Source organism: Pseudomonas sp. Pseusp49 (assembly GCF_059491875.1).
On sequence record NZ_CP168514.1, the window covers coordinates 2100762 to 2127761 of the forward strand.

The 27000-nt window shown below is 59.8% G+C and carries 25 protein-coding genes; 17 read left to right on the forward strand and 8 right to left on the reverse strand.

Annotated elements, in window-relative coordinates; genetic code table 11:
* The first annotated feature begins 116 nt into the window (after window positions 1-116).
* The 3 genes from ACEN83_RS09370 to sthA all read left to right on the forward strand — a co-directional run bounded on the left by ACEN83_RS09370 (window position 117) and on the right by sthA (window position 4384).
* Complete coding sequence (locus ACEN83_RS09370) at window positions 117-1580, forward strand: glyceraldehyde-3-phosphate dehydrogenase (RefSeq protein ID WP_007984273.1); 1464 nt, start codon at window positions 117-119, stop codon at window positions 1578-1580.
* 221 nt (window positions 1581-1801) lie between these two features.
* Entirely contained in the window at window positions 1802-2782 is a 981-nt protein-coding gene (locus ACEN83_RS09375) for an FAD:protein FMN transferase (protein WP_495580860.1), read from the forward strand.
* A 207-nt stretch (window positions 2783-2989) separates the two neighbouring features.
* Window positions 2990-4384, forward strand: coding sequence for a Si-specific NAD(P)(+) transhydrogenase (gene sthA / locus ACEN83_RS09380; protein ID WP_007972111.1), 1395 nt, complete (start codon window positions 2990-2992; stop codon window positions 4382-4384).
* Window positions 4385-4426: 42 nt separating this feature from the next.
* Here the strand turns inward: sthA and ACEN83_RS09385 are convergent, their stop codons facing one another.
* On the reverse strand, window positions 4427-5149 hold the full coding sequence (locus tag ACEN83_RS09385; RefSeq protein ID WP_015095944.1) for a glycerophosphodiester phosphodiesterase: 723 nt from the start codon (window positions 5147-5149) through the stop codon (window positions 4427-4429).
* A 14-nt stretch (window positions 5150-5163) separates the two neighbouring features.
* A complete protein-coding gene (locus ACEN83_RS09390) occupies window positions 5164-5745 on the reverse strand; it encodes a PilZ domain-containing protein (RefSeq protein ID WP_116582098.1) in 582 nt (193 codons plus the stop codon).
* Between the two features lie 94 nt (window positions 5746-5839).
* Between ACEN83_RS09390 and ACEN83_RS09395 the strand changes: the two genes are divergently transcribed.
* From ACEN83_RS09395 to ACEN83_RS09405, 3 genes are all read left to right on the forward strand, one after another.
* Window positions 5840-7090 (forward strand): lipoprotein-releasing ABC transporter permease subunit, encoded by a 1251-nt coding sequence (locus tag ACEN83_RS09395; protein ID WP_104449716.1) that lies wholly within the window; start codon window positions 5840-5842, stop codon window positions 7088-7090.
* 7 nt (window positions 7091-7097) lie between these two features.
* Window positions 7098-7781, forward strand: a complete 684-nt coding sequence (gene lolD / locus ACEN83_RS09400) for a lipoprotein-releasing ABC transporter ATP-binding protein LolD (protein ID WP_177323586.1) — start codon at window positions 7098-7100, stop codon at window positions 7779-7781.
* Window positions 7782-7844: 63 nt separating this feature from the next.
* A complete protein-coding gene (locus tag ACEN83_RS09405; RefSeq protein WP_495580086.1) occupies window positions 7845-9089 on the forward strand; it encodes a lipoprotein-releasing ABC transporter permease subunit in 1245 nt (414 codons plus the stop codon).
* A 287-nt stretch (window positions 9090-9376) separates the two neighbouring features.
* Here ACEN83_RS09405 and ACEN83_RS09410 read toward each other — a convergent pair whose 3' ends face one another.
* Both ACEN83_RS09410 and ACEN83_RS09415 read right to left on the reverse strand, forming a co-directional pair.
* Window positions 9377-10732 (reverse strand): heavy metal sensor histidine kinase, encoded by a 1356-nt coding sequence (locus ACEN83_RS09410; protein ID WP_495580087.1) that lies wholly within the window; start codon window positions 10730-10732, stop codon window positions 9377-9379.
* A complete protein-coding gene (locus ACEN83_RS09415) occupies window positions 10732-11412 on the reverse strand; it encodes a heavy metal response regulator transcription factor (RefSeq protein ID WP_495580088.1) in 681 nt (226 codons plus the stop codon). Before ACEN83_RS09415 ends, ACEN83_RS09410 begins: the two co-directional genes overlap by 1 nt.
* 155 nt (window positions 11413-11567) lie before the next feature.
* Here ACEN83_RS09415 and copI point away from each other — a divergent pair, with 155 nt between their 5' ends.
* A complete protein-coding gene (gene copI, locus ACEN83_RS09420; RefSeq protein ID WP_495580089.1) occupies window positions 11568-12104 on the forward strand; it encodes a copper-resistant cuproprotein CopI in 537 nt (178 codons plus the stop codon).
* 61 nt (window positions 12105-12165) lie between these two features.
* Window positions 12166-12996 (forward strand): NADPH-dependent 7-cyano-7-deazaguanine reductase QueF, encoded by an 831-nt coding sequence (queF, locus tag ACEN83_RS09425; protein ID WP_116582092.1) that lies wholly within the window; start codon window positions 12166-12168, stop codon window positions 12994-12996.
* A 212-nt stretch (window positions 12997-13208) separates the two neighbouring features.
* Here queF and ACEN83_RS09430 read toward each other — a convergent pair whose 3' ends face one another.
* Both ACEN83_RS09430 and pcrP read right to left on the reverse strand, forming a co-directional pair.
* Window positions 13209-13472: a DUF4404 family protein gene (locus ACEN83_RS09430; protein WP_007978605.1), complete on the reverse strand. Its 264-nt coding sequence runs from the start codon at window positions 13470-13472 to the stop codon at window positions 13209-13211.
* A gap of 109 nt (window positions 13473-13581) precedes the next feature.
* Window positions 13582-14202: an HAD superfamily inactivated hydrolase PcrP gene (gene pcrP, locus ACEN83_RS09435; protein WP_495580090.1), complete on the reverse strand. Its 621-nt coding sequence runs from the start codon at window positions 14200-14202 to the stop codon at window positions 13582-13584.
* A gap of 201 nt (window positions 14203-14403) precedes the next feature.
* On the opposite strand from pcrP, the gene ACEN83_RS09440 reads away from it, so the two are divergent.
* The 3 genes from ACEN83_RS09440 to rssC all read left to right on the forward strand — a co-directional run bounded on the left by ACEN83_RS09440 (window position 14404) and on the right by rssC (window position 17145).
* Complete coding sequence (locus ACEN83_RS09440) at window positions 14404-15093, forward strand: MlaA family lipoprotein (RefSeq protein WP_495580091.1); 690 nt, start codon at window positions 14404-14406, stop codon at window positions 15091-15093.
* Between the two features lie 388 nt (window positions 15094-15481).
* Window positions 15482-16663: a two-component system response regulator RssB gene (gene rssB / locus ACEN83_RS09445; RefSeq protein ID WP_033048238.1), complete on the forward strand. Its 1182-nt coding sequence runs from the start codon at window positions 15482-15484 to the stop codon at window positions 16661-16663.
* Complete coding sequence (gene rssC, locus ACEN83_RS09450; protein WP_007978612.1) at window positions 16663-17145, forward strand: anti-sigma factor antagonist RssC; 483 nt, start codon at window positions 16663-16665, stop codon at window positions 17143-17145. Before rssB ends, rssC begins: the two co-directional genes overlap by 1 nt.
* 181 nt (window positions 17146-17326) lie before the next feature.
* Here the strand turns inward: rssC and tal are convergent, their stop codons facing one another.
* Window positions 17327-18253, reverse strand: a complete 927-nt coding sequence (gene tal / locus ACEN83_RS09455) for a transaldolase (protein ID WP_102698722.1) — start codon at window positions 18251-18253, stop codon at window positions 17327-17329.
* A gap of 201 nt (window positions 18254-18454) precedes the next feature.
* Window positions 18455-19420 carry a glycosyl hydrolase family 5 gene (locus ACEN83_RS09460; protein ID WP_495580092.1) on the reverse strand — a complete coding sequence of 322 codons (966 nt, stop codon included), beginning with the start codon at window positions 19418-19420 and terminating at the stop codon, window positions 18455-18457.
* 290 nt (window positions 19421-19710) lie between these two features.
* Here ACEN83_RS09460 and ACEN83_RS09465 point away from each other — a divergent pair, with 290 nt between their 5' ends.
* The 6 genes from ACEN83_RS09465 to ACEN83_RS09490 are packed head-to-tail and all read left to right on the forward strand — an operon-like array spanning window position 19711 to window position 26990.
* Window positions 19711-20151 carry a low molecular weight protein-tyrosine-phosphatase gene (locus ACEN83_RS09465; RefSeq protein ID WP_102698720.1) on the forward strand — a complete coding sequence of 147 codons (441 nt, stop codon included), beginning with the start codon at window positions 19711-19713 and terminating at the stop codon, window positions 20149-20151.
* A 39-nt stretch (window positions 20152-20190) separates the two neighbouring features.
* Entirely contained in the window at window positions 20191-22419 is a 2229-nt protein-coding gene (locus tag ACEN83_RS09470; RefSeq protein ID WP_495580093.1) for a polysaccharide biosynthesis tyrosine autokinase, read from the forward strand.
* A gap of 40 nt (window positions 22420-22459) precedes the next feature.
* Window positions 22460-23542 (forward strand): glycosyltransferase, encoded by a 1083-nt coding sequence (locus ACEN83_RS09475; protein WP_495580094.1) that lies wholly within the window; start codon window positions 22460-22462, stop codon window positions 23540-23542.
* A gap of 15 nt (window positions 23543-23557) precedes the next feature.
* Window positions 23558-24670, forward strand: a complete 1113-nt coding sequence (locus ACEN83_RS09480; protein ID WP_495580095.1) for a polysaccharide pyruvyl transferase family protein — start codon at window positions 23558-23560, stop codon at window positions 24668-24670.
* Entirely contained in the window at window positions 24667-25896 is a 1230-nt protein-coding gene (locus ACEN83_RS09485) for an MATE family efflux transporter (RefSeq protein WP_495580096.1), read from the forward strand. Before ACEN83_RS09480 ends, ACEN83_RS09485 begins: the two co-directional genes overlap by 4 nt.
* On the forward strand, window positions 25887-26990 hold the full coding sequence (locus ACEN83_RS09490) for a hypothetical protein (protein ID WP_116582083.1): 1104 nt from the start codon (window positions 25887-25889) through the stop codon (window positions 26988-26990). The genes ACEN83_RS09485 and ACEN83_RS09490 overlap by 10 nt, the downstream gene beginning before the upstream one ends.
* Window positions 26991-27000 lie beyond the last annotated feature (10 nt).

The following is a 27000-nucleotide window of genomic DNA, read 5'->3' on the forward strand; positions in this document are numbered from 1 at the left end:
GGTTTGCGCGAGGCGCAAATTTTTTGAACGACGAATTGTTACGTAAAGCACGACGGGCGCGCATTGCTACGGCTGTCACTCGGCGGCATAATGTAGCCCCTTTTTTCTGCCCCTACATGTGGAAGGTTCCCGTGACTCAGAAGCCCGACCAGTGTCTTGGTGAATGGATCGACCGTGAAGCACTCGCAGAAGCGATGATTCCGCTTATCGGTCAGCTCTACCGCAATAACAACGTGGTGAGCTCGATCTATGGCCGCAGCCTGATCAATCGTTCAGTCATTGCGATTCTCAAAGCTCACCGCTTTGCTCGTCACCGTCAGTCCGACGAAAGCGAGCTGTCCGTCCACGAAACATTCCCGCTGATCAAGGCGATGAGCGAACTCAAGCTCGGCGCCGCTTCGGTGGACCTGGGCAAGCTGGCGGCCAAGTTCAAGGCCGAAGGCAATGGCCGTACTGCCGAGCAGTTCGTCCGTGAAGAACTGGCCGACGTGGTTGGCCAGCAAAACGCATCGGCCCGCAAAGGCACCGACGTTGTCCTCTACGGCTTCGGTCGTATCGGCCGTCTGCTGGCGCGCATCCTGATCGAGAAAACCGGTGGCGGCGACGGCCTGCGCCTGCGTGCCATCGTTGTCCGCAAGGGCGCCGAGAACGACCTGGTCAAGCGCGCCAGCCTGCTGCGTCGTGACTCGGTGCATGGTCCGTTCGATGGCACCATCACCATCGATGAAGCCAACAACACCATCACCGCCAACGGCAACCTGATCCAGGTTATCTACGCCAAGAGCCCGGCCGAAGTCGACTACACCCAGTACGGCATCGAAAACGCTCTGATCGTCGACAACACCGGTGTATGGCGTGACGCCGACGGCCTGGGCCAGCACCTGGCCTGCCCGGGCGCTGCCCGCGTGATCCTCACTGCACCTGGCAAGGGCGCACTGAAGAACATCGTGCACGGCATCAACCACGGCGACATCAGCCCTGACGACAAGATCATCTCGGCGGCGTCCTGCACCACCAACGCCATCGTGCCGGTGCTCAAGGCAGTCAACGACAAGTACGGCATCGTCAACGGCCACGTCGAAACCGTTCACTCGTTCACCAACGACCAGAACCTGATCGACAACTTCCACAAGGGCAGCCGTCGTGGCCGCGCCGCGCCGCTGAACATGGTCATCACCGAGACCGGTGCCGCCACCGCAGCCGCCAAGGCGCTGCCAGTGCTCAAGGGCAAGCTGACCGGCAACGCGATTCGCGTTCCTACGCCGAACGTGTCGATGGCCATCCTGAACCTGAACCTGGAAAAGGCCACCACTCGCGAAGAGATCAACGAGTACCTGCGCCAGATGGCCATGCACTCGGATCTGCACAAGCAGATCGACTACGTGAGCTCCCAGGAAGTGGTTTCCACCGACTTCGTTGGCTCGCGCCACGCAGGCGTAGTGGACGCTGAAGCGACCATCACCCAGGATAACCGCGTTGTTCTGTACGTCTGGTACGACAACGAGTTCGGTTACAGCTGCCAGGTGGTTCGCGTGATGGAAGACATGGCCGGTGTAAACCCGCCAGCATTCCCGCGCTAAGCCTTAGCCGCACATGAAAACGCCCCGACTTTGGTTGGGGCGTTTTTGTTTGTGTGATGCTAAAACGATCAAAATCAAAAGATCGCAGCCTCTGGCAGCTCCTACAAAGGTGCATTCGTATGCAATCCTGTAGGAGCTGCCGAAGGCTGCGATCTTTTATCAGGGCATCAGAAAAGGTGAGATTGTTCTTGAGCGGATGGAAGGTTTTTTTTCTGGCGCTGATGGGGGTGTTGTCTGCCTGCGGCAACGGCGACTCCCTGGAAAGCTTCAGCGGCCCGACCATGGGTAGCACTTATTCGATCAAGTACGTACGCCATGCCGGCCTTCCAGCACCTGGCGAAGTCCGTGTCCAGGTCGAGCAAATCCTCGCTGACGTGGACCGGCAAATGTCGACTTACCGCAGCGACTCGGACATCGAACGCTTCAATGCATTACCGGCCAACCGCTGTCAGGCAATGCCGGCGTCGATCCTCGAGTTGGTCCGCGTGGGCGAGCAACTGTCCATTCAAAGCGAGGGTTCCTACGACCTGACGGTGGAGCCATTGCTGAACCTCTGGGGATTTGGTCCGCAGGCCCGGGAGGAGAAGGTCCCGACCGCCGAAGCGCTCGCTGAAGTCCGCCAGCGCGTCGGCCACCAGCACTTGCGCATCGATGGCGACAATTTGTGCAAGGACGCCGCCGTGGAGGTCGATTTCAATAGCGTCGCCGCCGGTTATGCGGTGGACACGATTGCCGCAAAACTTGAGGCGATGGGCATCCACGACTACCTGGCAGAGGCGACAGGCGAGCTCAAGGCGGCCGGCAAGAAGCCCGACGGTTCGCCGTGGCGCATTGCCCTGGAAGAGCCGCGCGATGACCAACAGGTCGCCGAGCGCATTGTTGCGGTCGACGGTTATGGCCTTTCCACTTCCGGCGACTACCGGAATTATTTCGAGCAGGGCGGGCAGCGTTTTTCCCACACCTTCGATGCCCGCATCGGTGCGCCCGTCTCACACGCCCTGGCGTCCGTCACGGTGATTCATCCTTCAGCGTTGATGGCCGATGGCTTGTCGACGCTGTTGCTGATTCTTGGGCCGGAACGCGGTTGGGACTACGCGGAAAAACACGATATCGGCGCATTTTTTGTGATTCGCGCCGATACAGGTTTCGTCACACGCAGCAGTCACGCTTTTGAGCGCCTCAGTGGCAAAAAAACCGAATGATTTCGGCGATTTGAGCATTGAAAACTGGCGTTGTAGCGCAGGCAAAAGTAGCCTACGACGCGACCAAGGGTTAATGTGCCCGGCGTTGACGCTTCTATAGACTGTGTCCGGGTGCTGCACTGGCCCCAAATTGTTCCTTCATGCCACAGATTGGCGTGATTTAGCCGCAGGTGCCGAGGGTGCCGCGGCCTGTTCTGAGGAGTACGCATGGCTGTCTACAACTACGACGTGGTGGTGTTGGGTTCCGGCCCGGCGGGGGAAGGCGCGGCAATGAACGCCGCCAAGGCAGGGCGCAAGGTGGCGATGGTCGATAGCCGTCGCCAGGTCGGCGGCAACTGCACTCACTTGGGCACCATCCCCTCCAAGGCACTGCGTCACTCGGTGCGGCAGATCATGCAGTTCAACACCAATCCGATGTTCCGGGCCATTGGTGAGCCGCGCTGGTTCTCGTTCCCGGACGTGTTGAAAAGCGCCGAGAAAGTCATCTCCAAGCAGGTCGCTTCGCGTACCGGCTACTACGCCCGCAACCGCGTCGACGTGTTCTTCGGCACCGGCAGCTTCGCCGACGAGCAAACCATCGAAGTGGTCTGCGCCAACGGCGTGGTCGAGAAACTGGTGGCCAAGCACATCATCATCGCCACCGGTTCGCGTCCGTATCGCCCGGCGGACATCGATTTCCACCACCCGCGTATCTACGATAGCGACACCATCCTCAGCCTCGGCCACACCCCGCGCAAACTCATCGTTTACGGCGCAGGCGTGATCGGTTGCGAATACGCCTCGATCTTCAGCGGCCTGGGTGTGCTGGTCGAACTGGTGGACAACCGTGGCCAGTTGCTGAGCTTCCTGGACTCGGAAATCTCCCAGGCCCTGAGCTATCACTTCAGCAACAACAACATCACCGTTCGCCACAACGAAGAGTATGACCGCGTCGAAGGCGTGGACAATGGCGTGATCCTGCACCTCAAGTCCGGCAAGAAGATCAAGGCCGACGCCTTGCTCTGGTGCAACGGCCGTACCGGCAACACCGATCAGTTGGGTCTGGAAAACATCGGCGTGAAGGTCAACAGCCGTGGCCAGATCGAAGTCGACGAGGCGTATCGCACCTGCGTGCCGAACATCTATGGCGCCGGTGACGTGATCGGCTGGCCGAGTCTGGCCAGTGCCGCCCACGACCAGGGTCGTTCGGCCGCTGGCAGCATTGTCGACAACGGCAGCTGGCGTTTCGTGAATGACGTGCCGACCGGCATCTACACCATTCCGGAGATCAGCTCGATCGGCAAGAACGAGCAGGAGCTGACCCAGGCCAAGGTGCCGTACGAAGTCGGCAAGGCGTTCTTCAAGAGCATGGCGCGGGCGCAGATTGCCGGCGAGCCGCAAGGCATGCTGAAGATCCTGTTCCACCGTGAAACCCTGGAAGTGCTGGGCGTTCACTGCTTCGGTTATCAGGCGTCGGAGATCGTGCACATCGGTCAGGCGATCATGAACCAGCCGGGCGAACAGAACACGCTGAAGTATTTCGTCAACACCACGTTCAACTACCCGACCATGGCCGAAGCCTATCGGGTCGCGGCGTACGACGGCCTCAACCGGCTTTTTTGAGCGGCTCCGGCCGGTGGCCTGAGCCGGCCGGGGAGACCGATTTCAGCAATTCTCGAGCGTGGCGCTGGCCAAACCGGGAAAGTCTGTAATCAGGCTGTCAACGCCGAAGTCGGCGAGTCTGCGCATCAGCGCAGGCTCGTTGACGGTCCACACCGACACATGCAACCCCTGACGCTGCGCCTTTTGCAGGCGTTCCGGCGTACACAGGGTCCAGTTCAGCGCCAGAATCTCACAGCCATAACTGGCCGCGACCTTCAGCGGGTCGAGCCAGGCGTATTCGGCCACCAATCCGCGGGACACGTCCGGCACCAGCTCCAATGCAGCCTTGAGCACTTCCCGGGAGCTCGAGGTGATGGTCACCTTGTCCATCAGGCCATGACGCTGGACCATTTCGCGAATCGCCAGCACGGTGGTCGCGGCACGCATCCGTGATGCGCTCTTGACTTCCAGCTGCCAGTGATCGAAGTCGCACTTCTCGAACAGTTCTTCCAGCGTCGGAATCGGGCACGGCTTGATCCAGCCCGGGCCACCCTTGCGCGCGTCATAGGTCACAAGCTCTGCCGCCGTGTGTTCGACGACCTTGCCGCGACGGTCCGTGGTGCGCTTGAGGGTCGGGTCGTGGATGACCATCAACTCGCCGTCCCTGGACAGGTGCAGGTCCAGTTCGCAGCGACGCACGCCGTGCTTGAGACATTCCTGAAAGCTGGTCAGGGTGTTTTCCGGTGCTTCGCCCTTGGCGCCGCGATGGCCGTAGATGAGGGTCACGGTTCTTCCTTAAATTAATTGCCTGATTCGAGTTGTTCGCGGGCCAGGCGTCGTTCCTGGGCCTGCTTTTGCAAGATGTGGCGGGCCAACAGTTGGCGCTGGGCGTCGGTCAGGTGTTCGAACTCGGTGCCGACGTCGTAGCCATCGCCCTTGCGGTCGCAATGGGTGACACGGGCGCGCAGCAGCAGGCCCAGGGCTTGCGGCATCAGCACCAGCTTGACCGACAGGTGTGCGCCGGCGGCGATGGGCGATGGGTGCTGAAAGTCGATACCGCCTTCGGAGATGATCACCGGCTGCGGTTTGCCGATCTGCCCGAGCACGGTGATGGCGATCACCTGGCTCAGCAGATCGATGCGTTTGTTCTGTGATTTCAAGAATGCCGCAATGTTGCGGTCGCGCTCATTGATCTGGCGCAACAGGTGCTGCGACTCGAATTCACTGAGGTGCAGTTCGCTGAGCAAGTTGAAGAGTGGGGAAGCATCCTGCAACACTTCCTGGCCTGCGGCTTCAGAAGCGGACAGGGGCCGAATTTCCAGTGCGATCGTATCCTCGATACGGTAGTATTCGCGGCGATCTTCTTCATCTAATGTCGACATGGCGAACCCATGGTAGCGGCGGTGGTCTGAGTGTAAAGCTGGTTATCGACCCCCGCCACAAGGACGTTCCTTTTCCCTCCGAACAAGCCCCGACATGTTCAGACCTCTCTTCGTATTTATCGGCACGCGTTACACCCGTGCAAAGCGTCGCAATCATTTTGTGTCATTCATTTCCCTGACTTCGATGATCGGGCTCGCCCTTGGCGTGGTCGTGATGATCGTGGTGCTATCGGTGATGAACGGCTTCGATCATGAGATGCGCACCCGCGTGCTGGGCATGGTGCCCCACGCGACCATCGAGTCCGGCGAGCCGATCAGCGATTGGCAAAGCCTGGCGGCCAAGGTCAGGCAGAACCCGCAAGTGACGGCCGTGGCGCCGTTTACGCAAATGCAGGGGTTGCTGACCAATAACGGCAAGGTCTCGAAGGTCCTGCTCAATGCCATCGACCCGGCGCAAGAGCGCCAGGTGTCGATCATCGATCACTTCATGACCCAGGGCAAACTCGACGATTTGGTGCCGGGCGAGTTCGGTATCGTCATCGGCGACAAGGCCGCGGCCAAGCTCGGTGCGGCGATCGGCGACAAGCTGACCTTCGTTGCGCCGGAAGTCACAGTTACCCCGGCCGGGATGTTCCCGCGCATGAAGCGCTTTACCGTGGTCGGCATTTTCCATGTCGGCGCCGGTGAGCTCGATGGCTACCTGGGCGTCACCAACCTGCAGGACCTGGCCCGGCTGCATCGCTGGAAACCGGATCAGGTCCAGGGCCTGCGCCTGAAGTTCGACGACCTGTTCCAGGCGCCGCGCACCGCGTGGAGCATCGCCCGCGACCTCGGCGAAGACCGTTTCTACGCCCGCGACTGGACCCGCACCCACGGCAATCTGTACCAGGCGATCCGCATGGAAAAAGCCATGATCGGCCTGTTGCTGCTGCTGATCGTTGCCGTCGCGGCATTCAACATCATCTCCACACTGGTGATGGTGGTGAACGACAAGAAGGGCGACATCGCGATCCTGCGCACACTGGGCGCCACGCCGGGCACGATCATGCGCACCTTCATGGTGCAGGGCACGGTCATTGGCGTGGTTGGCACGGCCATTGGCGCCGTGGTCGGGATCTTCGCCGCGCTGAATGTCAGTGCCGCGATCTCGGCCCTCGAAGGCCTGATCGGCCACAAATTCCTCAACGCCGACGTGTACTTCATCGATTACCTGCCGTCGCAAGTGCAGAGCCAGGACGTTGTGATGGTCTGCGCCGCCGCGTTGATCCTGAGTTTCCTCGCCACCCTGTATCCAGCCTGGCGTGCCGCGCGCACCCAGCCTGCGGAGGCGCTACGTTATGAGTGAGTCGGGCATGAGTGATAAAGCAATCTTGAGCTGCCGCAACCTGGGCAAATCCTACGAGGAAGGTCCGGAGTCGGTAGAGGTCCTGGCCGGGCTGCAACTGGAAATGCATCCGGGCGAGCGCGTGGCGATTGTCGGCAAGTCGGGCTCGGGCAAAAGTACCTTGCTCAACCTGTTGGGCGGCCTCGACACGCCGACCAAGGGCAGCGTCTGGCTCGATGGCGAAGAGCTGTCGGCGCTGAGCGAGAAGAAACGCGGCCTGCTGCGTAACCGAGCCCTGGGCTTCGTGTACCAGTTCCACCACCTGCTGCCGGAATTCACCGCGCTGGAAAACGTCTGCATGCCGCTGCTGATCGGCAAGACCGCGATCCCGGAAGCGCGCCAGCGTGCCACGGCGCTGCTGGAGCGGGTAGGGCTGGGTCACCGGCTGGAACACAAACCGGCCGAATTGTCCGGTGGTGAGCGCCAGCGCGTGGCCATCGCCCGTGCCCTGGTCAACACACCGGGCCTGGTGATGCTCGACGAGCCGACCGGCAACCTCGACGCCCACACCGCCCAGGGCATTCAGGACTTGATGCTGGAACTCAGCACCTCGATGCGCACGGCGTTCCTGGTGGTGACCCACGACATGAACCTGGCCCGCCAGATGGACCGAGTCCTGCACTTGCAGGAAGGTTGCCTCACGCCCATCTGATTGGCTGCAACCCGATGCCTGGAAAGGCGTCGGGTCTTTTATTTTTATACGGTGCCCCAGCGAATGTTCAGACCGTTATCGATCTTTATCGGCACGCGCTATACCCGCGCCAAGCGTCGTAATCGCTTTGTTTCCTTCATTTCGATGACCTCGATGATAGGCCTCGCCCTGGGCGTGCTCGCCATGATCGTGGTGTTGTCGGTGATGAACGGCTTCCAGCGCGAAATGAGCTCGCGCATCCTCGGCATGGTGCCGCATGCCACCATCGTCGGCGTCAACCCGATTGACGACTGGAAGCCTGTGGCAGCGGCCGCGATGAAAAACCCGGAAGTGACGGCGGCGGTGCCGTTCACCGAGATGGAAGGCATGCTGTCCTACAAGGGCACGATGCAGCCTATCCAGGTCAGCGGTGTCGACCCGGCGCTGGAAGGCCAGGTGTCGATCGTCGCCAAACACATCGTCCAGGGCAGTCTCGAGGCCCTGAAACCGGGCGAATTCGGCGTGGTGATCGGCGAGATCACGGCGCGGCGTTTCCGCCTGAACGTCGGCGACAAGATCACCCTGATCGTGCCGGAAGTCAGCAATGCGCCCGGCGGCATTACCCCGCGCATGCAACGGCTGAATGTGGTCGGCGTGTTCAAGGTCGGAGCCGAGCTGGACGGCACCATGGCCCTGATCCACATGGCCGATGCCGCGCAGATGCAGCACTGGGAGCCGGATCAGGTGCAGAGCGTGCGCCTGGCGGTGAAGGACCTGTATGCCGCACCGCAAGTGTCGAGCGACATCGCCATGGGGTTGGGCGCCGCCTACAAGGCTGACGACTGGACCCACACCCAGGGCAGCCTGTTCAGTGCGATGAAGATGGAAAAAACCATGATCGGCCTGCTGTTGCTGATGATCGTCGCAGTGGCGGCGTTCAACATCATCGCGACCCTGATCATGGTGGTGAACGACAAGGGCGCGGACATCGCGATCCTGCGCACCATTGGAGCCACGCCGCGGCAGATCATGGCGATCTTCATGGTGCAGGGCACGGTGATCGGTATTGTCGGCACCCTGATTGGCGGTGTGCTGGGCGTGATTGCCGCGCTGAACGTCAGCCAGATCGTGGGCTGGATCGAGCGGGTCAGCGGGCAGCACATCTTCAGTTCGGACGTGTATTTCGTCAGCAACCTGCCGTCCGAGCTGCAAGGCGGGGATGTTGTGCTGATCTGTTCTGCAGGGTTTGTCTTGAGCTTCCTCGCCACCGTTTACCCGGCGTGGCGTGCGGCGAAGATCGAACCGGCTCACGCCTTGCGCTATTCGTAATCCACACCCTGTAGGAGCTGCCGCAGGCTGCGATTTTTTGATCTTGCTTTTTAAAAACAAAATCAAAAGATCGCAGCCTTCGGCAGCTCCTACAGGGCGCTTTCCCTTGGTAACTCGATCACAAACCTGGTCCATTCGCAACGAATCTGCCGCTGTGCAGGGTTTTGCGTGGCGTGCGGCTCGTTGCGCTATTCGTAATCCACACCCTGTAGGAGCTGCCGCAGGCTGCGATCTTTTGATCTTGCTTTCTAAAAACAAAATTAAAAGATCGCAGCCTTCGGCAGCTCCTACAGGGTGTTTTCCCTTGGTAACTCGATCACAAACCTGGTCCATCCATCATTCGATTCGCAACGAATCTGCCCGCCGTGGGCGCGGATGATCGACTGGGTAATCGCCAGGCCCAACCCGGCATGCTCACTGCTGCCTTCCTGCCGCGCCGGATCGGCCCGGTAGAAGCGATCAAACAAACGCGGCAGCAACGCCCCGTCAATGCCTTCGCCGCTGTTCTCGACCGTCAGGCTCAACCCCTTGGGCTGCTCGACAATCCGCACCCGGACTTCGCCCTCGGCCGGTGTGAACCGCAATGCATTGTCCAGCAGATTGGACAGCGCCCGTCGCAACATGCTGCGATCACCTTCCATGTGCGCGTTACCGTCACGGCTCAATTTCACCTGGGCGTCCTCTGCCAGCGGCGCAAAAAACTCCAGCAGCAGATCCGCTTCCTGCCCCAGCTCCAAGGGCTCGCGCTTGGGCATCAACAGGCCATGGTCAGCCTTGGCCAGATACAGCATGTCGTTGACCAGTTGCGCCATCCATTGCAGCTCCTCGAGGTTGCTGTGCAGGGCTTCGCGGTAGTCCTCGATGGGGCGGGGGCGGGTGAGGGTGACCTGGGTGTGGGTTAGCAGGTTCGATAATGGCGTACGCAATTCATGGGCAATGTCGGCGGAGAAGGCGGACAGGCGCTGAAAAGAGTCGTCGAGGCGCCCGAGCATGGCGTTGAAGTTGTGGGCCATGTCCGCCAGTTCCGGTGGCATGTTTTCTTCAGGCAACCGCATGTTCAGCGATTGCGCGGAAACCCCGCTGGCGACCGCGCTGATGCGTCGCAACGGGCGCAAGCCGCTGCGCGCCGCCCAGGCCCCGAGCAGTGCGGTGGCCAGGGCTGACAGGCCGACGGTCAGCCAGATCAGATGCTGCATGCGTTGCAGAAAGTGCTGGTGGTGGGTGATGTCCAGCAGCAGGGTCAATTGCGGTGAATCGGGTTTGTCCGCAACAAGCGGCGCATTCAGCACGCGGTAATCCGTGCCTTCATGGCTCACCGTCGACAATCCGGGTTGGCGCGGCAATAACTGCGGAAGGTTTGCCGAGCTGTCATACCAGCGCTGACCGTCGCTGCCGGTGATGCGCAGTGACAGATCAGCCTGTCGGCTCAGTTCCTCCGTCAGCTTCACTTCGCTGTCGCTCGATTGAAAGTCGTGCAGGGCCCGACGCAAGCCCATCAGCTTGGCGTCCAGCAATTGCTGGTCGAGCTCAACAAAGTGCGCCTCACTGGCGCGGCTGAACAGCACACCGGCGAACAACGACACCACGGCGGTGCAGGCGGCAAACAACAGCGCCAGGCGGCTGCTCAAGGAGAGACGGCGCATCAGGCAGGGCGCTCTTCAAGCACGTAGCCCATGCCGCGCACGGTGTGGATCAGCTTGTTGGGGAAATCGTCGTCGATCTTCAGGCGCAGGCGGCGGATCGCCACCTCGATGACATTGGTGTCGCTGTCGAAATTCATGTCCCAGACCTGGGACGCAATCAGCGACTTGGGCAGGACTTCGCCCTGGCGGCGCAGGAGCATTTCCAGCAGGGCGAACTCCTTGGCGGTCAGGTCGATCCGCTGGCCGCTGCGTTCGACTCGGCGACGGATCAGGTCCAGGCGCAAATCGGCCAGTTGCAGGCTGGTCTCCTGAGGCGTGGCGCTCCCGCGACGCAACAGGCTGCGAACCCGGGCCAGTAGTTCGGAGAACGCAAACGGCTTGACCAGATAGTCATCGGCGCCCAGTTCGAGGCCGTGAACCCTGTCCTCCACGGCGTCACGCGCTGTCAGAAAAAGTACCGGCGTATCCAGGCCGGCGTTGCGCACGGCTTGCAGGATCTGCCAGCCATCGCGGCCGGGCAGCATCACATCGAGAATCAGCAGGGCATACTCGCCGCTGAGGGCCAGTTGCTGGCCGGTGTTGCCGTCGGCCACCAGTTCTGTGTTGAACCCGGCCTCGGCCAGACCCTGGCGCAGGTAGTGGCCGGTCTTCGGTTGGTCTTCGACAATCAGCAGTTTCATGGGCGACTCATGGTAAATGGAACGAACGCTTTATACCGTGGGCAGCGTTCATTCAGGTCAACCTGACAAAGTTGTAATCTGGCTGTCAGGTTACGGGCAGTGGCAGCAGTTTAGAGTTTTCCTCATGCCGAGCCTTATCTTGTTGGAGTACGACGATGTTTTTACGCAAATCCCTGGCGCAAATCCTCTGTTTGCTGGCGCTAAGCTCACCGGTGTGGGCGGACGGCGGGCATGCCTACGATTTCGGCCAACCGGCCCCGGCGGCCAAGGCGACCCGCAGTGTCGAAGTGGTCATGGGGGACATGTCCTTCACGCCGCAGGCCATCGACATCAAGGCCGGGGAAACCGTGCGCTTCGTGCTGGTCAATAAGGGCCAGTTACTGCATGAGTTCAACCTGGGGGACGCGGCGATGCACGCCAAACACCAGCAGGAAATGTTGCAGATGCAACAGAGCGGCATGCTGACGCCAACCGGCATGAAGGCCATGGACCACGGCAACATGGCCGGCATGGATCACGGCAAAATGGATCACGGCATGCAGCATGACGACCCCAACAGCGTGCTGGTGGAGCCGGGCAAGACCGCCGAGCTGACCTGGACCTTCAGCAAGGCCACCAACCTTGAGTTTGCCTGCAACATCCCCGGTCATTATCAGGCCGGCATGGTCGGTAAACTGACTGTCAGTCAGTAAGCACTCAAAGGCGGGAGCAAAGGCTGATAGAATCCGCTGATTCTTCAGTCAGGTTTCCGCCATGCATCCCGCAGCCGAACACTCGCCGCTGGGCAAGTCCAGCGAATACATCGCCACCTACACGCCGTCCCTGCTGTTCCCGATCCCGCGCACCGCGAAGTGGGCGGAGCTGGGCCTGACGGCTGAAACCCTGCCGTACAAAGGCGTGGACTTCTGGAACTGCTTCGAACTGTCCTGGCTGCTGCCGTCGGGCAAGCCGGTGGTGGCGATCGGCGAATTCAGCATTCCGGCGGACTCGCCGAACATCATCGAGTCGAAATCGTTCAAGCTCTACCTCAACTCCCTGAACCAGACGCCGTTTGCCGACACTGCGAGCCTCGAGGCGACGCTGGCCAAGGACTTGTCGGCGGCTGCCGGCAAGCCGGTGGGGGTGCGCATTCGCAGTCTCAAGGATGTCGAGCGCGAAGGCGTCGTGGCCTTGCCGGGCGTGTGCATCGATGAACTGGATATCAGCGTCAGCAACTACGAGCATCCACGGCCGGAACTGCTGCGTTGCGATGATTCGCGCATGGTCGAGGAGAGCGTGCACAGCCATTTGCTCAAGTCCAACTGCCCGGTCACCAGTCAGCCGGACTGGGGCAGCGTGGCGGTGGAGTACCGTGGTGCGGCGCTGGATCACGCGAGTCTGCTCGAGTACATCGTCAGCTTCCGTCAGCATTCGGACTTCCATGAGCAGTGCGTGGAGCGGATCTTCCTCGACCTGCAGCGGTTGCTGAAACCGGAGAAACTCACGGTGTACGCGCGTTATGTGCGTCGTGGCGGGCTGGATATCAACCCGTATCGCAGCACTGAAGCGGTGCAACTGCCGAACCATCGCCTGGTCCGTCAGTAGGTCCGCAGTCAGACACAATACCTGTGGCGAGGGGGCTTGCCCCCGTTGGGTCGCGAAGCGACCCCATGACTGCAAGTGCGTTTTACCAGATGCACCGCGTTGTTAGCTTGGCGACTGCTTCGCAGTCGAACGGGGGCAAGCCCCCTCGCCACATCAAGCGACGAACGAAAAAACCCCGCCATCGCCAGCGGGGTTTTTTGCATCAGAAGGGTTCAGATTCCCATATTGACCAAGGCCTGCCCGATGTTGCGCAGGGTCCCGGCAAGGGTCGGGTGTTCGAGTTCGAAGCGTTCGACGGCGAGGTTGACGTTGTCGGCGATACTGGAATCCTTGGTCTTGGTTTCGAGCTCAAGCTCAAGTTCGATCTGTTGCATCAGCGCGTGCAGATCTTCGCGTTCAGCTTCGGACAATGGAGGATTCTGTTCCAATTGCTCGCGCAGGGCATTGAGCTGTTCTTGCAGTTCGCGGGCAGGCATGGCGTTCTTCCTTCTCTCGATTGGCACTGGCATAGACCGCAGCGGTCCGCCAAAGGTCTATGGCTGACCTTTAGATTAATCCACTCCTGTCTAACCTGCATGATCTCGATCAGGGCTTTTCGCCTTTGAATCGGCGCAACTGGATGTCTGCCAGGCAGGTGTCGAGTTCACCGAGGTGATCGATCACCGAATGCACGCCCAGGCCGAACAGTTGCATCGTGGCCTTGCCGCGTTTGATGTCGCGCTCCTGCTGGGTCAACGCTTGCCATTGACGGGGCGTCAACCCGCACAGCGAACCGCAGGACGCCAGGCCGATGGTCCACAGCCCGGCATTAAGCCCCGCTTGCAGCAGACGGGGTTCACCACTCACCAGTACACAGCCGTCGAGTCGGTCAACGTTCAGGGTGATCAGGGCTTGCCAGCAGGCATCCGGGGCGGGCCATGGGTGAATTGTTGCAGGATGTTGCGAAGGTTTGATCCATTCCGGCAGCGCAGCCGCCAGGGGCTGGCTGAGCTCCGGGGGCAGTTCATCGAGCCAGGCACAGGGGATTTGCTGGCGCTGCAAACTGAGCAGGCTGTCCAGTGCCCCGGGTGTGGACTCGGCGTGCTCGGCCGAGTGGCTGCCGTGGCGATGGGTGTGCGCGCCGAAATCCACCAGGCAGCCACTGAGGCCGAACAGGACGGCGGTCAGGCGGGGTGCGGTTTGGGGCAAGGCTTCGGCGAGCGGCATGTGGACGTCCCTGAAATAGCCTGAAGGCTAGCGGGCGACGGTGACAGTTGAGTGACATGGATGTGAATCGCTCACATTTGGCACGATTCCTCCGGTGCGGGATGAGTGCAAAGTGCCTTAAACGGCGTTTACGTCTTATACTTGCCCACTTATTGCCCGGGCCAGGCGCCCGAGCCGGTACAAACCAAGGAGTTTTTTTCTATGCGCTGGAGCAATCATCTAGCCAGGATTTGTGTATGCGCCAGTGTGATGCTGGTTCCGTTCGTTGCCCAGGCAGCCTCGGAAGATGATCCTTGGGAAAGCGTCAACCGCCCGATCTACAAGTTCAACGACGTGATCGACACCTACGCCCTCAAGCCCTTGGCCCAGGGCTACCAGTACATAACACCGCAGTTTGTCGAAGACGGCGTTCACAACTTTTTCCAGAACATCGGCGACGTGCGCAACCTCGCCAACGATATCCTGCAGGCCAAGCCCCGTGCCGCCGGCGTTGATACCGCACGCATCATTTTCAACACCACCTTCGGCTTGCTGGGCGTGATTGATGTCGGCACCAAAATGGGCCTGCAGCGCAATGACGAAGATTTCGGCCAGACGCTGGGTTACTGGGGTGTCGGCAGCGGCCCTTACGTGATGCTGCCGTTGCTGGGCCCAAGCACCTTGCGCGATGCACCGTCCAAGTACGTCGACAGCTACACGGGCGCCTATCGCTACGTGAACGACGTTCCCGTGCGTAACTCGTTCTTCGCCCTGGACATCATCGATACCCGTGCCAACCTGCTGTCGAGCGAGAAGCTGATCACTGGCGACAAGTACACCTTCATCCGTAATGCGTACTTGCAGAACCGGGAATTCAAGGTGAAAGACGGTCAGGTCGAAGACGATTTCTGATCTCGACCGGTAAAATGAAAAGGCGGCCATCAAGGTCGCCTTTTTTGTTTGCGAAGACCCGCATGCGGATGAAATTGCGTTTTTCACTGGCGTCCCGACCGGTTTGGCTCGTGGGTTGGAACCTTCCATTGGGTTACGGATTTGACTGTTCTTATAACTCTCGGTGATTTGACAAACAAAGACGTCAAGCGACCATCGGCGTGAGCTTGAAACGCCCCGCGGATGGGAGTACCGTCTGCGCCTTAGAAGGGCACCTCTGGTGTACACGTGTGTAGGGCAAATGCCCGAAAGCGGTGCGACAGAGAGGCTAGAAAGCGAATCCAGTAGTGAGTGCCGGGTCAAATTCCCCGCCTGCTACGCCAACCTAATTCTGGCGCCGTTTGCCCACATGCCAAAAACCAGTGCCACGCTGCTGATAATCGATGATGACGAAGTAGTGCGCGCGAGCCTCGCCGCCTATTTGGAAGACAGTGGTTTCAGCGTCTTGCAGGCCAGCAATGGCCAGCAGGGTCTTCAGGTATTCGAGCAAGACAAGCCCGACTTGGTCATCTGCGATCTGCGCATGCCGCAGATGGGCGGACTCGAACTCATCCGCCAGGTCACCGAGCTGTCGCCGCAAACACCGGTGATCGTGGTGTCGGGTGCCGGCGTGATGAACGACGCGGTCGAGGCCCTGCGCCTGGGCGCGGCGGACTACCTGATCAAGCCTCTCGAAGATCTGGCCGTGCTCGAGCACTCTGTGCGCCGGGCCCTGGATCGCGCGCGCCTGCTGCTGGAGAACCAGCGCTACCGCGAGAAGCTGGAGAAGGCCAACCGCGAGCTCGAAGCCAGCCTGAACCTGCTCCAGGAAGACCAGAACGCCGGTCGCCAGGTGCAGATGAACATGCTGCCGGTCAGCCCGTGGACCATCAACGAGTTCAAATTTGCTCACCAGATCATCCCGTCGCTGTACCTGTCGGGTGATTTCGTCGACTACTTTCGCGTCGACGAGCGTCGGGTAGCGTTTTACCTGGCGGACGTTTCCGGGCATGGCGCTTCTTCAGCCTTCGTCACCGTGCTGTTGAAGTTCATGACCACGCGCCTGCTGTTCGAATCCAAGCGCAGCGGCACCTTGCCGGAATTCAAGCCTTCAGAGGTTCTTGGTCATATCAACCGGGGCCTGATCAGTTGTAAGCTGGGTAAACACGTCACAATGGTCGGTGGAGTCATCGACGAGGAGACCGGTTTGTTGACCTATAGCATCGGTGGTCATTTGCCGTTGCCAGTGTTGTACACGCCAGACAGTGTTCGTTATCTGGAAGGGCGTGGCCTGCCGGTGGGCCTCTTCAACGAAGCCACCTATGAAGACCACGTGCTGGAATTGCCACCGACGTTCAGCCTGACGCTGATGTCTGATGGCATTCTGGACCTTTTGCCAGAACCCACACTCAAAGAAAAAGAAGCGGCGTTGCCCCAAAGGGTCAAGGCGGCGGGCGGCACCCTGGATGGGCTGCGGCAGGTTTTTGGATTGGCCACGCTAGGGGAGATGCCGGATGATATCGCCCTGTTGGTGTTGAGCAGGAATCTTTGATGAGTACCGGTAGAATCCAGTTCGCCGAGCAGGACGGCACCTTCGTCCTGAAGTTCGTCGGTGAAGTTCGCCTGACCCTGTGTTCGGCGTTGGATGCGACTATTGAGCGGATCTTCAGCGCGTTGAATTTCAACGCGATCGTGATCGATCTGACCGAAACCCGCAGCATCGACAGCACCACGCTTGGCCTGCTGGCCAAGCTGTCGATCCTGTCGCGGCAGAAAGTCGGACTGCTGCCGACCGTCGTCACCACCCACGAAGACATTACGCGGCTGCTGCAGTCCATGGGCTTCGAGCAGGTCTTCAACATCGTCGACAAGCCGGTGCCCTGCCCGGAATGCCTGGACGACCTGCCAGACCAGGATCAGTCCGAAGAGGTGGTGCGGATCAAGGTGCTCGAAGCGCACAAGATCCTCATGGGCCTGAACGACACCAATCGTGAAGCCTTCCATGACCTGGTGAATGCGCTCGAACGGCACTGATTTCATGACTCAACGGGCGTCTGTCCGGGCGTCTTCGCCGGCAAGCCGGCTCCTACAGTGGTCCCTTGATTACACAAATCCCCTGTAGGAGCTGGCTTGCCAGCGATGGCGTCCCACCAAACGCACACAAAAAAGGGCGAACCCGTGAGGGTTCGCCCTTTTTGCATGACACCCGCTCAGATCACAGCTTGGCCTGCAACAACGCCTCAAGCTTCTCCTGATCCCGCGCGAACTGACGAATACCTTCAGCCAGCTTCTCGGTCGCCATCGCATCCTCGTTGGACAACCAGCGGAACTGCGATTCGTTGAGGCTCAGGCGCGCTTCGCCGGCATGGCCAGGCGCCAGTTTGCGTTCCAGCTTGCCGGTATCCGCTGCCAGCTTGTCGATCAGGTCCGGGCTGATGGTCAGGCGGTCGCAGCCGGCCAGTTGTTCGATCTGGCCCAGATTGCGGAAGCTCGCCCCCATGACCACGGTCTTGTAGTCATTGGCCTTGTAGTAGTTGTAGATGCGCGTCACCGACTGCACGCCCGGATCATCCGCACCTGTGTAATCGTTGCCGTTGGCTTTCTTGTACCAGTCGTAGATACGGCCCACGAACGGCGAAATCAGGAACACACCGGCATCGGCACAGGCGGCTGCCTGGGCGAAGGAGAACAGCAGGGTCAGGTTGGTCTGGATGCCTTCCTTTTCCAGGATCTCGGCGGCGCGGATGCCTTCCCAGGTGGAGGCGATCTTGATCAGTACGCGGTCGCGGCCAATGCCGGCCTTGTCGTACAGCTCGATCAGGCGGTGGGCGCGCTTCAACATGGCATCGCTATCGAACGACAGGCGCGCATCCACTTCGGTGGAAATGCGGCCCGGGATCACTTTCAGGATTTCCTGACCCACGGCCACGCCGAAACGGTCGCTGGCCAGGCCCACATCGCCCTTGCAGTCGTTGACGCTGGCGTTCAGCAGCTCGGCATACGCAGGAATGGCCGCGGCCTTGAGCAGCAGGGAAGGGTTGGTGGTGGCGTCCACCGGTTTAACGCGAGCGATCGCTTCGAAGTCGCCGGTGTCGGCAACCACGGTGGTCATTTGTTTGAGTTGTTCCAGCTTGGAAGTCATGGGCGTGCTCTGTCCTATGGGTCTGATGACATTACCCGAGCGCTGACAGCCACTCAAGGGCGTGTACGTGTATAGACGGCCCCTGCGGCAACAACCTGAAAACGATTGTTTGAAAGGCGGGGCATGGTATCGATGAATACGATGCCGAAACGCGGCACAGGTTCAAAGCAACTGACCGTCAGCGCCCCGTGGACGTAGGTCCTACTGCGTTTTCAACTGGGTAGAGACGGCCATTTTCGCCGGTTTCGCCTGGCCGTCGGAGGTCAGGAAACCGAAATTCCGCTCCCGGTCGTTGCTGCCCGTTTCACTGTTTTTCCACTCGTAAATCGATGTCAGCGGGATGTCGAGCTTCTTGACGTCGGCGATGAAGGTGCTGATTTTGCTGGCCTGGGCTTCAATCCCGCCGTTTGAGCTGAGGGAGGGCACGCCCCATTCACTGATGACGCCCGGCAGATGGTAGTTCTGCTGTATGAACGCCTGGGCCTTGCTGATCTGCTCGCCGGACATGCCATAGGGGTGATAGGAGATCGCACTCAGGCATCGGGGGTATTCACCGACGATTTCCTTCAGCGCCAAGGCTGACGTGGTGCCAACACTCGGTGGCCGGGCGAAGCCAAAGCCGATCAGTGGCGTCGATGGCGGTTGGTCCTGCAGCGACTTGCACAGGGCACTCATGAACGGCACGAAGGTCGTGTCGAGCTTTCGGGTTGGCCAGTACTTCGCCAGGTCCGGTTCGTTCCATATTTCAATCGCGACGAGTTGCGCACCGTATGATTTTTCCAGCCCCTTCACCGAACTGGCGAACGATTCGCCCGCCGCAACGAGTTCGTGGGTGTTGTCGGGCGCGGAGGCCAGCGCCTTGGTCGAGCGTACGGTCATCAGTACCGGCAGATCGGCGGACCTGGCTGCGGCAAAGGCGTCGCTGATCTGCTTTTGATACGCCGGGCCGCCCAGGCTGTTGGTCCACACGCCAAAGCGCACGAATCCGAAGCCGGCGGCCTTGATCTGCTCGGCGTCGGTGGGGGAGAAGGTCTGGATCTTCACCTGGACACCGATGGTCTTGTTGGCGGCAAGTACCGGGAACAAGTCACTGGCGTAAACCTGACTGGCTGCACCCAGCATTAACAGGGCTGAGGCGCTAAGCCGTTTGAAGCGTACTGCTTTCATGCCTGCACTCCTGGCGGGTAATGACATTTTCCAATCGTTGACGCGTTACTTTCATTTCGATACTCGCGAGGGTGCGAAGTGCGCGAACGTTATTTTTTGTCAGGTATTCAGTTCCGGAAAATCACAGTTATTTTTGGTCCGGTAATTCTGGTTGGGTGACTTTTGGGGGCTGTGGTACTTAATGCACTTGTATTAACAGGGCGAATCTATTTCTCAGTGCCGCGAGGTCTTTTGGGTTCACTAAAGCCCACTGGCATATTGGCCTATTGATATTACACGGGAAAGTAACCTTGTTCAGAAAGATCCTTGTCGTTTGCGTGGGCAATATCTGCCGAAGTCCGACCGCAGAAACTTTGCTGCGTAACGCGCTGGCCCCTTCAACGATCACGGTCACCTCGGCGGGCCTTGCCGCACGGGTTGGCGAGGCCATGGAACCGTCGGCCCTCCAGGTTCTGGAAGACCATGGGCACAGTGCCCAGGGGTTTAAGGCGCGGCAAATTACACCGGACATCGTTAATGAGTCAGACCTGATTCTGGTCATGGAAAAAGAGCATGTAAAACAAGTACTGAAGATTGCCTCTCATGCCAGGGGCAAAGTTTTTCTGCTCGGAAAGTGGCAGAGCGAGCGAGAAATACAGGATCCGTATCGTCAAGGAAAGGCCGCTTTTATTCATGCCCATGCATTGATTGAAGATGCTGTTAGCTCATGGGCGCAGCGCCTCGGACATTGATGAACATTCTTCAGATCAGTGAATGGTAAGAACAGACTTATGCAGTTACCGTCAGTAATCGGCACCCGTGACAACGATCAAGACAGCATTGATCTTCTGGGCATATTTGGCAGTCTGATTGACCAGAAATGGTTGATCGGTGCGCTCACCGGTGCCTTCATGGCGACCGGCGTTGCCTATGCGGTTTTGGCAACGCCCGTGTACCTGGCGAACGCGCTGGTGCAGGTCGAACCGAAGAAGAACGACATGCTCGGGTTCTCCGATCTCAACAGCATGCTCGGCGGGCAATCGCCGTCGGTGACCGAAATCGGCATCATCAAGTCTCGCGCGGTGATCGGCAAAACGGTCGATGATCTGCGCCTTGATATCGACGTCACCCCCAACACCTTCCCGGTCATTGGCGGTTTTCTCGCCCGACGTTATCGCGGCGAGACCGAGTCCAGCGTTGCGGCACCGCGTTTCGGCCTGAACAGCTACGCCTGGGGCGGTGAGCGCCTGGAGATCAACCGGCTCAATCTGCCGAAAGAACTGCTGGGCAAGAAACTCACGCTGATTGCCGGTGAACAGCATCAATTCCAGTTGTTCGATGAAAACGACAACCTGCTGGTCGAAGGCGTCGCTGGCGAGGCGTTCGCGAAAGACGGTATCGAGGGGCAGATCGCTCAGTTGTCGGCGAACCCGGGCACCCGCTTCGAGGTGGTGCGCAATCCACGGATCGTGACCATTCAGAGTTACCAGGATGCGCTGGATATTGCCGAACAAGGCAAGGAGTCGGGGATTATTCGTCTGGCCCTGGCCAGCAGCGACGCCGTCGAGGCGGTGAAAATCCTCAACAAGATCGCATCGTTGTATGTGCAGCAGAACGTGCAGCGCACGTCGGCGGAAGCGGCGCAGAGCCTGGCGTTCCTGCAAGGCCAGCTGCCGCAGGTCAAACGCGACCTGGCCAAGGCCAGCGATGCGCTCAACGGTTATCAGACCCGTGGCAAGACGGTCAACATTTCCCTTGAAACACAATCGGTGCTGGAGCAGGTCGTCAGTCTGGACACCCGTATCTCCGAACTGAAAATGCAACAGGCGGAGATGGATCGCAAGTTCACCAGACAGCATCCGGCGTATCGCGCGCTGATGACCCAGATCGGCGAATTGACCCAGCAGCAGAAGGCGCTGGAGAGCAAGGCCCAGGACCTGCCGGCGACGCAACAGGAACTGCTGAACCTGACCCGCGATGTGGAAGTGGCGTCGCAGATCTACACGCAACTGCTGAACAAATCTCAGGAGCTGGACATCGTCCGGGCAGGGGCGGTGGGCAATGTGCGCTTGATCGACTCCGCGGATGTCGACCTGACCAGCCCGGTCAAACCGAAAAAAGCCTTGATCGTTCTGATTGCTACCTTCCTCGGTGCCTTTTTCGGGGTCGCGCTGGTGTTGCTGCGCAAGTCCCTGAGCCGGGGCCTGGAAGGTCCGGAGGCCATCGAGCAACTCGGCTTGCCGGTGTACGCATCGATTCCATACAGCGCACTGCAACAGGAAGAAGACAGTAAAAAAGTTCGCGTCAAGGACGGGGCGGACAAGCCGGCTTACCTGTTGGCCCTGCGTAATCCGACGGACCTGTCCATCGAGTCGATCCGCAGTTTGCGCACCTGCCTGCACTTTGCCGGGCTGGATTCGACCAGCAACCGGATCATGATTTCCGGCCCGAGCCCCCAGGTCGGCAAGACCTTCGTCTCTTCCAACCTGGCGGCGGTCATGGCGCAGAGCGGGCAGCGGGTGGTGCTGATCGATGCCGACATGCGCAAAGGCCATCTGCACAAGACGCTGAACACTCCGATCGACAACGGTTTGTCGGACCTCTTGGTCAAGCGCTGCAGCCTCGAGCAGGCGATCCATAAAGTCGAAGTCGACAACCTGCATTTCATCAGTCGCGGGCAGGTCCCGCCCAATCCTTCCGAGCTGCTGATGCACGCCAACTTTCGTGAGCTGCTGGCGCAACTCAGCGAGCTGTATGACGTGGTGATCATCGACACGCCACCGCTGCTGGCGGTGACGGATGCGGCGATTGTCGGTCGCGAAGCGGGGATCAGCCTGATTGTCACGCGCTTCGGGGTGAACCCGGCCAAAGAGATCGAACTGACGATTCGGCGCTTCGCCCAGAACGGCATCGAGTTGAAGGGCGCGGTATTCAACGGCGTCGAGAAGCGCGCGGCCAGCTACTACGGCAACGGCGGCTACGGCTATTACAACTACGAATACGCGTCCGACAAATCCTGAGTGTCAGCGGTTGTCCTTTCATGTTTGAAGTGGGTGAGTTGTGAAAAAAATACTGCACGTGGCAGAGACGATCAAAGGTGGCGTCGCGACGGTGATCCGTACGATTTCGGCTACCCCCGAAGGCGACGCGGCAAACTATGAGCTGGTCTATCTGGTCCCGCAGGATCAGGAAAAGGAACTGCACGGGATTGCCGGGCAACAGATCCGCACCTTCGCCCGGACCGGACGCAATGTGCCGTCGTTGCTGCGCTTCGCCTGGCGCTTGACCCAGGTGATGCTCAAGGAAAAACCCGATGTCGTGCATTTGCACAGCACCTTTTCCGGGGTTATCGGGCGTTGCGTGTGCGTGCTGTTGCGACCTTGGCGCAAGCCGAAAGTCGTCTACTGCCCCCATGCCTTTTCGTTCCTGATGGAAAGTTCGCCGACCAAGCAGAAAGCCTACGCGTGGATCGAGCGGGTACTGCAGAAGGTCACCGACGTGATCATCTGCGTCAGCCAGTACGAGCTCGACAAAGCCGCACGCTTCGGCATTCAGCGCAAACGCATGAAGCTGATCTACAACGGCATTCATCACAAGGATGACGCGCCGAAAGCCAGCAGCCCCGCGCCCATCCATTTGCTCTTCGTCGGCCGTCTCGACTATCAGAAAGGCTTCGACGTGTTGCTCAAGGCTTTCGCCAACGTCCAGCGCAGCGACCTGAAACTGACGGTGGTCGGCAGTGCGGTCAACGAAGATTCGGTCGAGTGCCCACCGATGCACGGGGTTGAATACCTGCCATGGGTGACGCCGAGCGAAGTCCAGGCGCTGTACCGCAAAGCCGATGCGCTGATCGTCCCGAGTCGCTGGGAAGGCTTTGCCATGGTGCCGCTCGAGGGCATGGCCATGGGCTTGCCGGTGATTGCCAGCAACTGCACGTCGCTGCCCGAACTGGTTACCAACGAAGTGTCGGGCTACGTCTTCCCCAGCGGCGACCACCAGGCGCTGGCCGATGTGCTGACGAAAATCCAGAAACCGCGTTTGCTCGACCTTGGCAGCGAAGGGCGCAGCATCGTCCGCGAGCGCTTCAGCGCCGCGTTGATGATCCGCCAGACCTATGACCTGTATCGCGCCCCCACTTTTTAAGTAGAACTCAAGCATATGAACGTAACGATTTTGCATGGCTACAGTGCGTCCAACTCCGGTGACGGTCTGCTCGTGGATCTGGCCATCGCCCTGGTGCAGCGAAACTTTGGTGACGACACCTCGATCAGTGTCGTGGCCTCCGATCCGGAGTCTTTCAGTTACTTGCCGCACCCGCGTTTTGACGCGCCGGTCATGGCGGCCAAGGGGCTGGGGCGGGTCAAGCAAGCGGTGTTCCTCAACCAGTCCTACGCCGGTCTCGCGGATCTGTTGAAGAAAACCGATTTGATCGTCGGCGTCGGTGGCGGCTACATGCGCTCCAAAAGCGCCTTCGAACACATCAAGTTGAAACTGGGCCACGCCAAGCAACTGGAAACGGCGATCCTCAGTAAAGTGCCGTCGGTGTACCTGCCGCAAAGCATCGGGCCGTTCCACGGCGAGAGCAGCAAGATCGTCGAGCATTACGCCAGCGCCGATGCGGTGTTCGTGCGCGACAATCGCTCATCGGCGATTTTCGATGCCTGTGAAAACGTCTACCGCGCGCCGGATCTGGCGGTCCAGTCATTGGCCAGCAAAATCCTCATGCAGCCCAAGTTCACCCGTTGCGCCTCATCGCCGGCCACGGTGTGCGTCGTGCTGCGCAAGCCACCGGAGTGGAGCAAGGAGAAGAAGGTCGCCTACGTGGCCAATCTGAAGTTGCTGCTGCAGCGCTTGAAGAACAAAAGCAAAGTGGTTTGCGCGGTGCAGAGCGCCGTTCGCGGCAACGATGACGGTGCGTTCTATCGCGAACTGGGCATTACCGAACACCTGCTGCCATTGAAAGCGACCTTGGCCAAATACCAGCCGGACCTGGTGATTTCCGTGCGCCTGCACGGCGCCATCGAATCGCTGCTGTCCGGCGTCCCGGCGTACCACATCAGCTATGAGCGCAAAGGTTTCGGCGCCTATCAGGACATGGGCGTTGAAGACTGGGTGATCAACGGTGGCGACATCAACGTCGACACCATCATCGACACGGTCTACGCACCGAATGCGCTGTCGAATTTCGGCCAGCGCCTGACCGATACCTGCCGCGAGATCGAGGCAAAAACCGTGGCCATGGACGACATCATCAAAGGTATCGTTCGATGATATTTCGGCTACTGCTTCGCGGCGGGGCATTGGGCGCGAAGTTTTTGCTGGTGCTGGCGATCACCCATTTCCTCGGTTATGAGGCGCTGGGTTTTTACGGCGTGGTGGTCGCTGCCTCGTTGATTGCGTCGAAGTTCTACAGCGTCGGCTTCAGTTCCGAAATCAATCGGCTGATCAGCGTCGGCGGCAGTTCGCGACGGGTCGTCGACAAGGTCCTGCTGCTGTACCTGGCCGTGGGGCTGCTGTTGTCTGTGGCGACGGTGCTGGTGTATTCGCTGTTCCAGGCAGTCGAGGCGACGACGGCGCTGATCCTCTGCGTGACCCTGGTTTTGCTCACCGAACACCTGTCGTTCGAAATCAACTCCTTCGTGTTTTCCGCGCAGAAAGCCACGGCCGGCGCGCTGCTGTTTTTCATCAAGACCGGTCTCTGGGCGCTGTTGGCCGTTGGCGGGATGATGCTCGGCTGGGTGTCCGGGGTCGCCAGTGTGCTGTGGTTGTGGGTGGCGGCCAACGTGCTGGTGATCGTGGCCGGCTACCTGATCGTGGTGAAGGTGCACAAAGGCCGGGTGAGCGGGACGCTGGCCACGGCAACCGTGTGGAAGGCCGGGCTGCCGTTCTATCTCGGCACAGGCTTGATCGCATTGAGTCAGTACGCCGAACGCTTTCTGATCGTCGATCTGGAACCCTACGCCAGCCTCGGTAAATACGTGTACGCCTGGTCGGCGGCCAATACCTTGCAGGCGCTGTCCTATGCGGTGGTGGCGGTGGTCGGCATTCCGGTGCTCGCCAAACGTTTTCAGGCTGATCAACAGCCGTTCACGGTCCGGCAATTGTTCGTGAACAAATGGGTGATGCGCTCGCTGCTGGTGTCCGCTGCGGTGGCGGTGCTGATTTATCTGTTCTTCAACGTTGTGCTCGATTACGTCGCCACGAGTGTTCCGCGTCCGGACAATGCGATTCTTGGCGTGCTGATTTTTTCCTTCGCGTTGCGCGCGATTGGCGACATCGTCTGGGGTGGTTTGATTGCCTCGAAGAACAGCCGGGTGTCGCTGGCCAGTGCGGCGATCTGCTTGTTGGTTTCGGTGCCGGTCAGCTACGTGCTGATCAAGCACTTCTCGATCTACGGTGCTGCCTGGGGCAATGTCTTTGCGATCATCGTGCAGCTTGGCGTGATTGCCGTGTTGACCCGTGTGACTCGGCCGAAAGGGGCTTTGGCATGGGGTTGAAGCTGCCGTGCATCGAGTTTCGCGGCAAGAGACTCGATTCCTCGATTTCGTTCCTGATCCTCTTCACCGGGTTGTTTCTGTCGGTGGCCATGCCGCTGTTGGTCCCCCGCGATCCTGGCCCGGATGCCATGACCTTGTGGTCGTCCTACGCCCGTGCCGACAACTGCAATTTCTGGAACCCGTTCTCGCCGGATCGCTCTTCCTATGAGTGTTCGGCGTTTCTGCTGCGGCCCACCGGGATCAATCTGACCAATGCCTGGGCCTACGGCATGTTCTGCAATTTTTTCCTCACGGCGATTCCCGTGGTGGTCTTCCGGCGCATGCCTCTGGCGATTTTCGGCACGCTGTGTCTGTGGGGCATCGTTCGCTCGTTTTTCCTGGAAAACCTGACCAAGGAAATCATTGTGTCGGTGGCGGTGTTGAGCATTTTGCTCAGCGCCCTGACGCGCAAATATCGTGGCGGATTTTTCCTCTCGGCGGTGATCTACGGCGTGCTGATCCGGCCCTACTGGATTCTGTTTTCATTGTCCTGGGTCGGCGTCTGCGTGATGAAGAAGTATGTCTCGCGCTTCACCTTCTTCCTGATGCTGTTCCTGTTCTACCTGGCGGTCGCCATGGCGATCCAGGTGGCGCTCGGGTTTCCGGTGTCGTCGATTCGCGCCAGTAACAACGAACTGCGCACGGCGGGTGAGGAGGGCTCCAAGTCGTTGATCGTCTCGTGGCTCAGCGGCAGCGACTTTGTCTCGCAGGCACTGGACTCGATGATCATCTTCTTCCGGTTGTCGTTCCCGGTGGAGCTGATCCTGCTGTCGGGGCCGGGGCAGGTGATCTTCGTGGCATTGATGATCATGACCGCGCTGCTGCTGTTCAAAGTCATCACCTCGACCGATTACAAAGGTGCGCCGATCCAGACCAAACCCAAGGAACTGATCGCGATTCCGCTGGCATTTTTGCTGGTTCAAGGGTTGTTCGAGCCGGACTTCGGCTCCTTCGCACGGCACTTCTCGATGGTGGTGCCGGTGCTGTTCGTAGGCCTGGGGTTGATGTTGCGGGCGAACAAGCCGGTGCAGGTTGAATCAAGAATTCTGAATTGAGGCAGGTGCT

Bases quoted from the DNA above. Each gene is read 5' to 3' on its own strand.
- ACEN83_RS09390 (WP_116582098.1), bottom strand. From the start codon at position 5,745: ATGTCGACATTAGATGAAGAAGATCGCCGCGAATACTACCGTATCGAG.
- ACEN83_RS09480 (WP_495580095.1), top strand. From the start codon at position 23,558: ATGAACGTAACGATTTTGCATGGCTACAGTGCGTCCAACTCCGGTGAC.
- ACEN83_RS09470 (WP_495580093.1), top strand. From the start codon at position 20,191: ATGCAGTTACCGTCAGTAATCGGCACCCGTGACAACGATCAAGACAGC.
- lolD (WP_177323586.1), top strand. From the start codon at position 7,098: ATGAGTGATAAAGCAATCTTGAGCTGCCGCAACCTGGGCAAATCCTAC.
- ACEN83_RS09430 (WP_007978605.1), bottom strand. From the start codon at position 13,472: ATGCCTGCCCGCGAACTGCAAGAACAGCTCAATGCCCTGCGCGAGCAA.
- ACEN83_RS09370 (WP_007984273.1), top strand. From the start codon at position 117: ATGTGGAAGGTTCCCGTGACTCAGAAGCCCGACCAGTGTCTTGGTGAA.
- sthA (WP_007972111.1), top strand. From the start codon at position 2,990: ATGGCTGTCTACAACTACGACGTGGTGGTGTTGGGTTCCGGCCCGGCG.
- ACEN83_RS09460 (WP_495580092.1), bottom strand. From the start codon at position 19,420: ATGAAAGCAGTACGCTTCAAACGGCTTAGCGCCTCAGCCCTGTTAATG.
- queF (WP_116582092.1), top strand. From the start codon at position 12,166: ATGCATCCCGCAGCCGAACACTCGCCGCTGGGCAAGTCCAGCGAATAC.
- rssC (WP_007978612.1), top strand. From the start codon at position 16,663: ATGAGTACCGGTAGAATCCAGTTCGCCGAGCAGGACGGCACCTTCGTC.
- rssB (WP_033048238.1), top strand. From the start codon at position 15,482: ATGCCAAAAACCAGTGCCACGCTGCTGATAATCGATGATGACGAAGTA.
- ACEN83_RS09395 (WP_104449716.1), top strand. From the start codon at position 5,840: ATGTTCAGACCTCTCTTCGTATTTATCGGCACGCGTTACACCCGTGCA.
- pcrP (WP_495580090.1), bottom strand. From the start codon at position 14,202: ATGCCGCTCGCCGAAGCCTTGCCCCAAACCGCACCCCGCCTGACCGCC.
- ACEN83_RS09440 (WP_495580091.1), top strand. From the start codon at position 14,404: ATGCGCTGGAGCAATCATCTAGCCAGGATTTGTGTATGCGCCAGTGTG.
- tal (WP_102698722.1), bottom strand. From the start codon at position 18,253: ATGACTTCCAAGCTGGAACAACTCAAACAAATGACCACCGTGGTTGCC.
- copI (WP_495580089.1), top strand. From the start codon at position 11,568: ATGTTTTTACGCAAATCCCTGGCGCAAATCCTCTGTTTGCTGGCGCTA.
- ACEN83_RS09485 (WP_495580096.1), top strand. From the start codon at position 24,667: ATGATATTTCGGCTACTGCTTCGCGGCGGGGCATTGGGCGCGAAGTTT.
- ACEN83_RS09490 (WP_116582083.1), top strand. From the start codon at position 25,887: ATGGGGTTGAAGCTGCCGTGCATCGAGTTTCGCGGCAAGAGACTCGAT.
- ACEN83_RS09410 (WP_495580087.1), bottom strand. From the start codon at position 10,732: ATGCGCCGTCTCTCCTTGAGCAGCCGCCTGGCGCTGTTGTTTGCCGCC.
- ACEN83_RS09375 (WP_495580860.1), top strand. From the start codon at position 1,802: ATGGGGGTGTTGTCTGCCTGCGGCAACGGCGACTCCCTGGAAAGCTTC.
- ACEN83_RS09415 (WP_495580088.1), bottom strand. From the start codon at position 11,412: ATGAAACTGCTGATTGTCGAAGACCAACCGAAGACCGGCCACTACCTG.
- ACEN83_RS09405 (WP_495580086.1), top strand. From the start codon at position 7,845: ATGTTCAGACCGTTATCGATCTTTATCGGCACGCGCTATACCCGCGCC.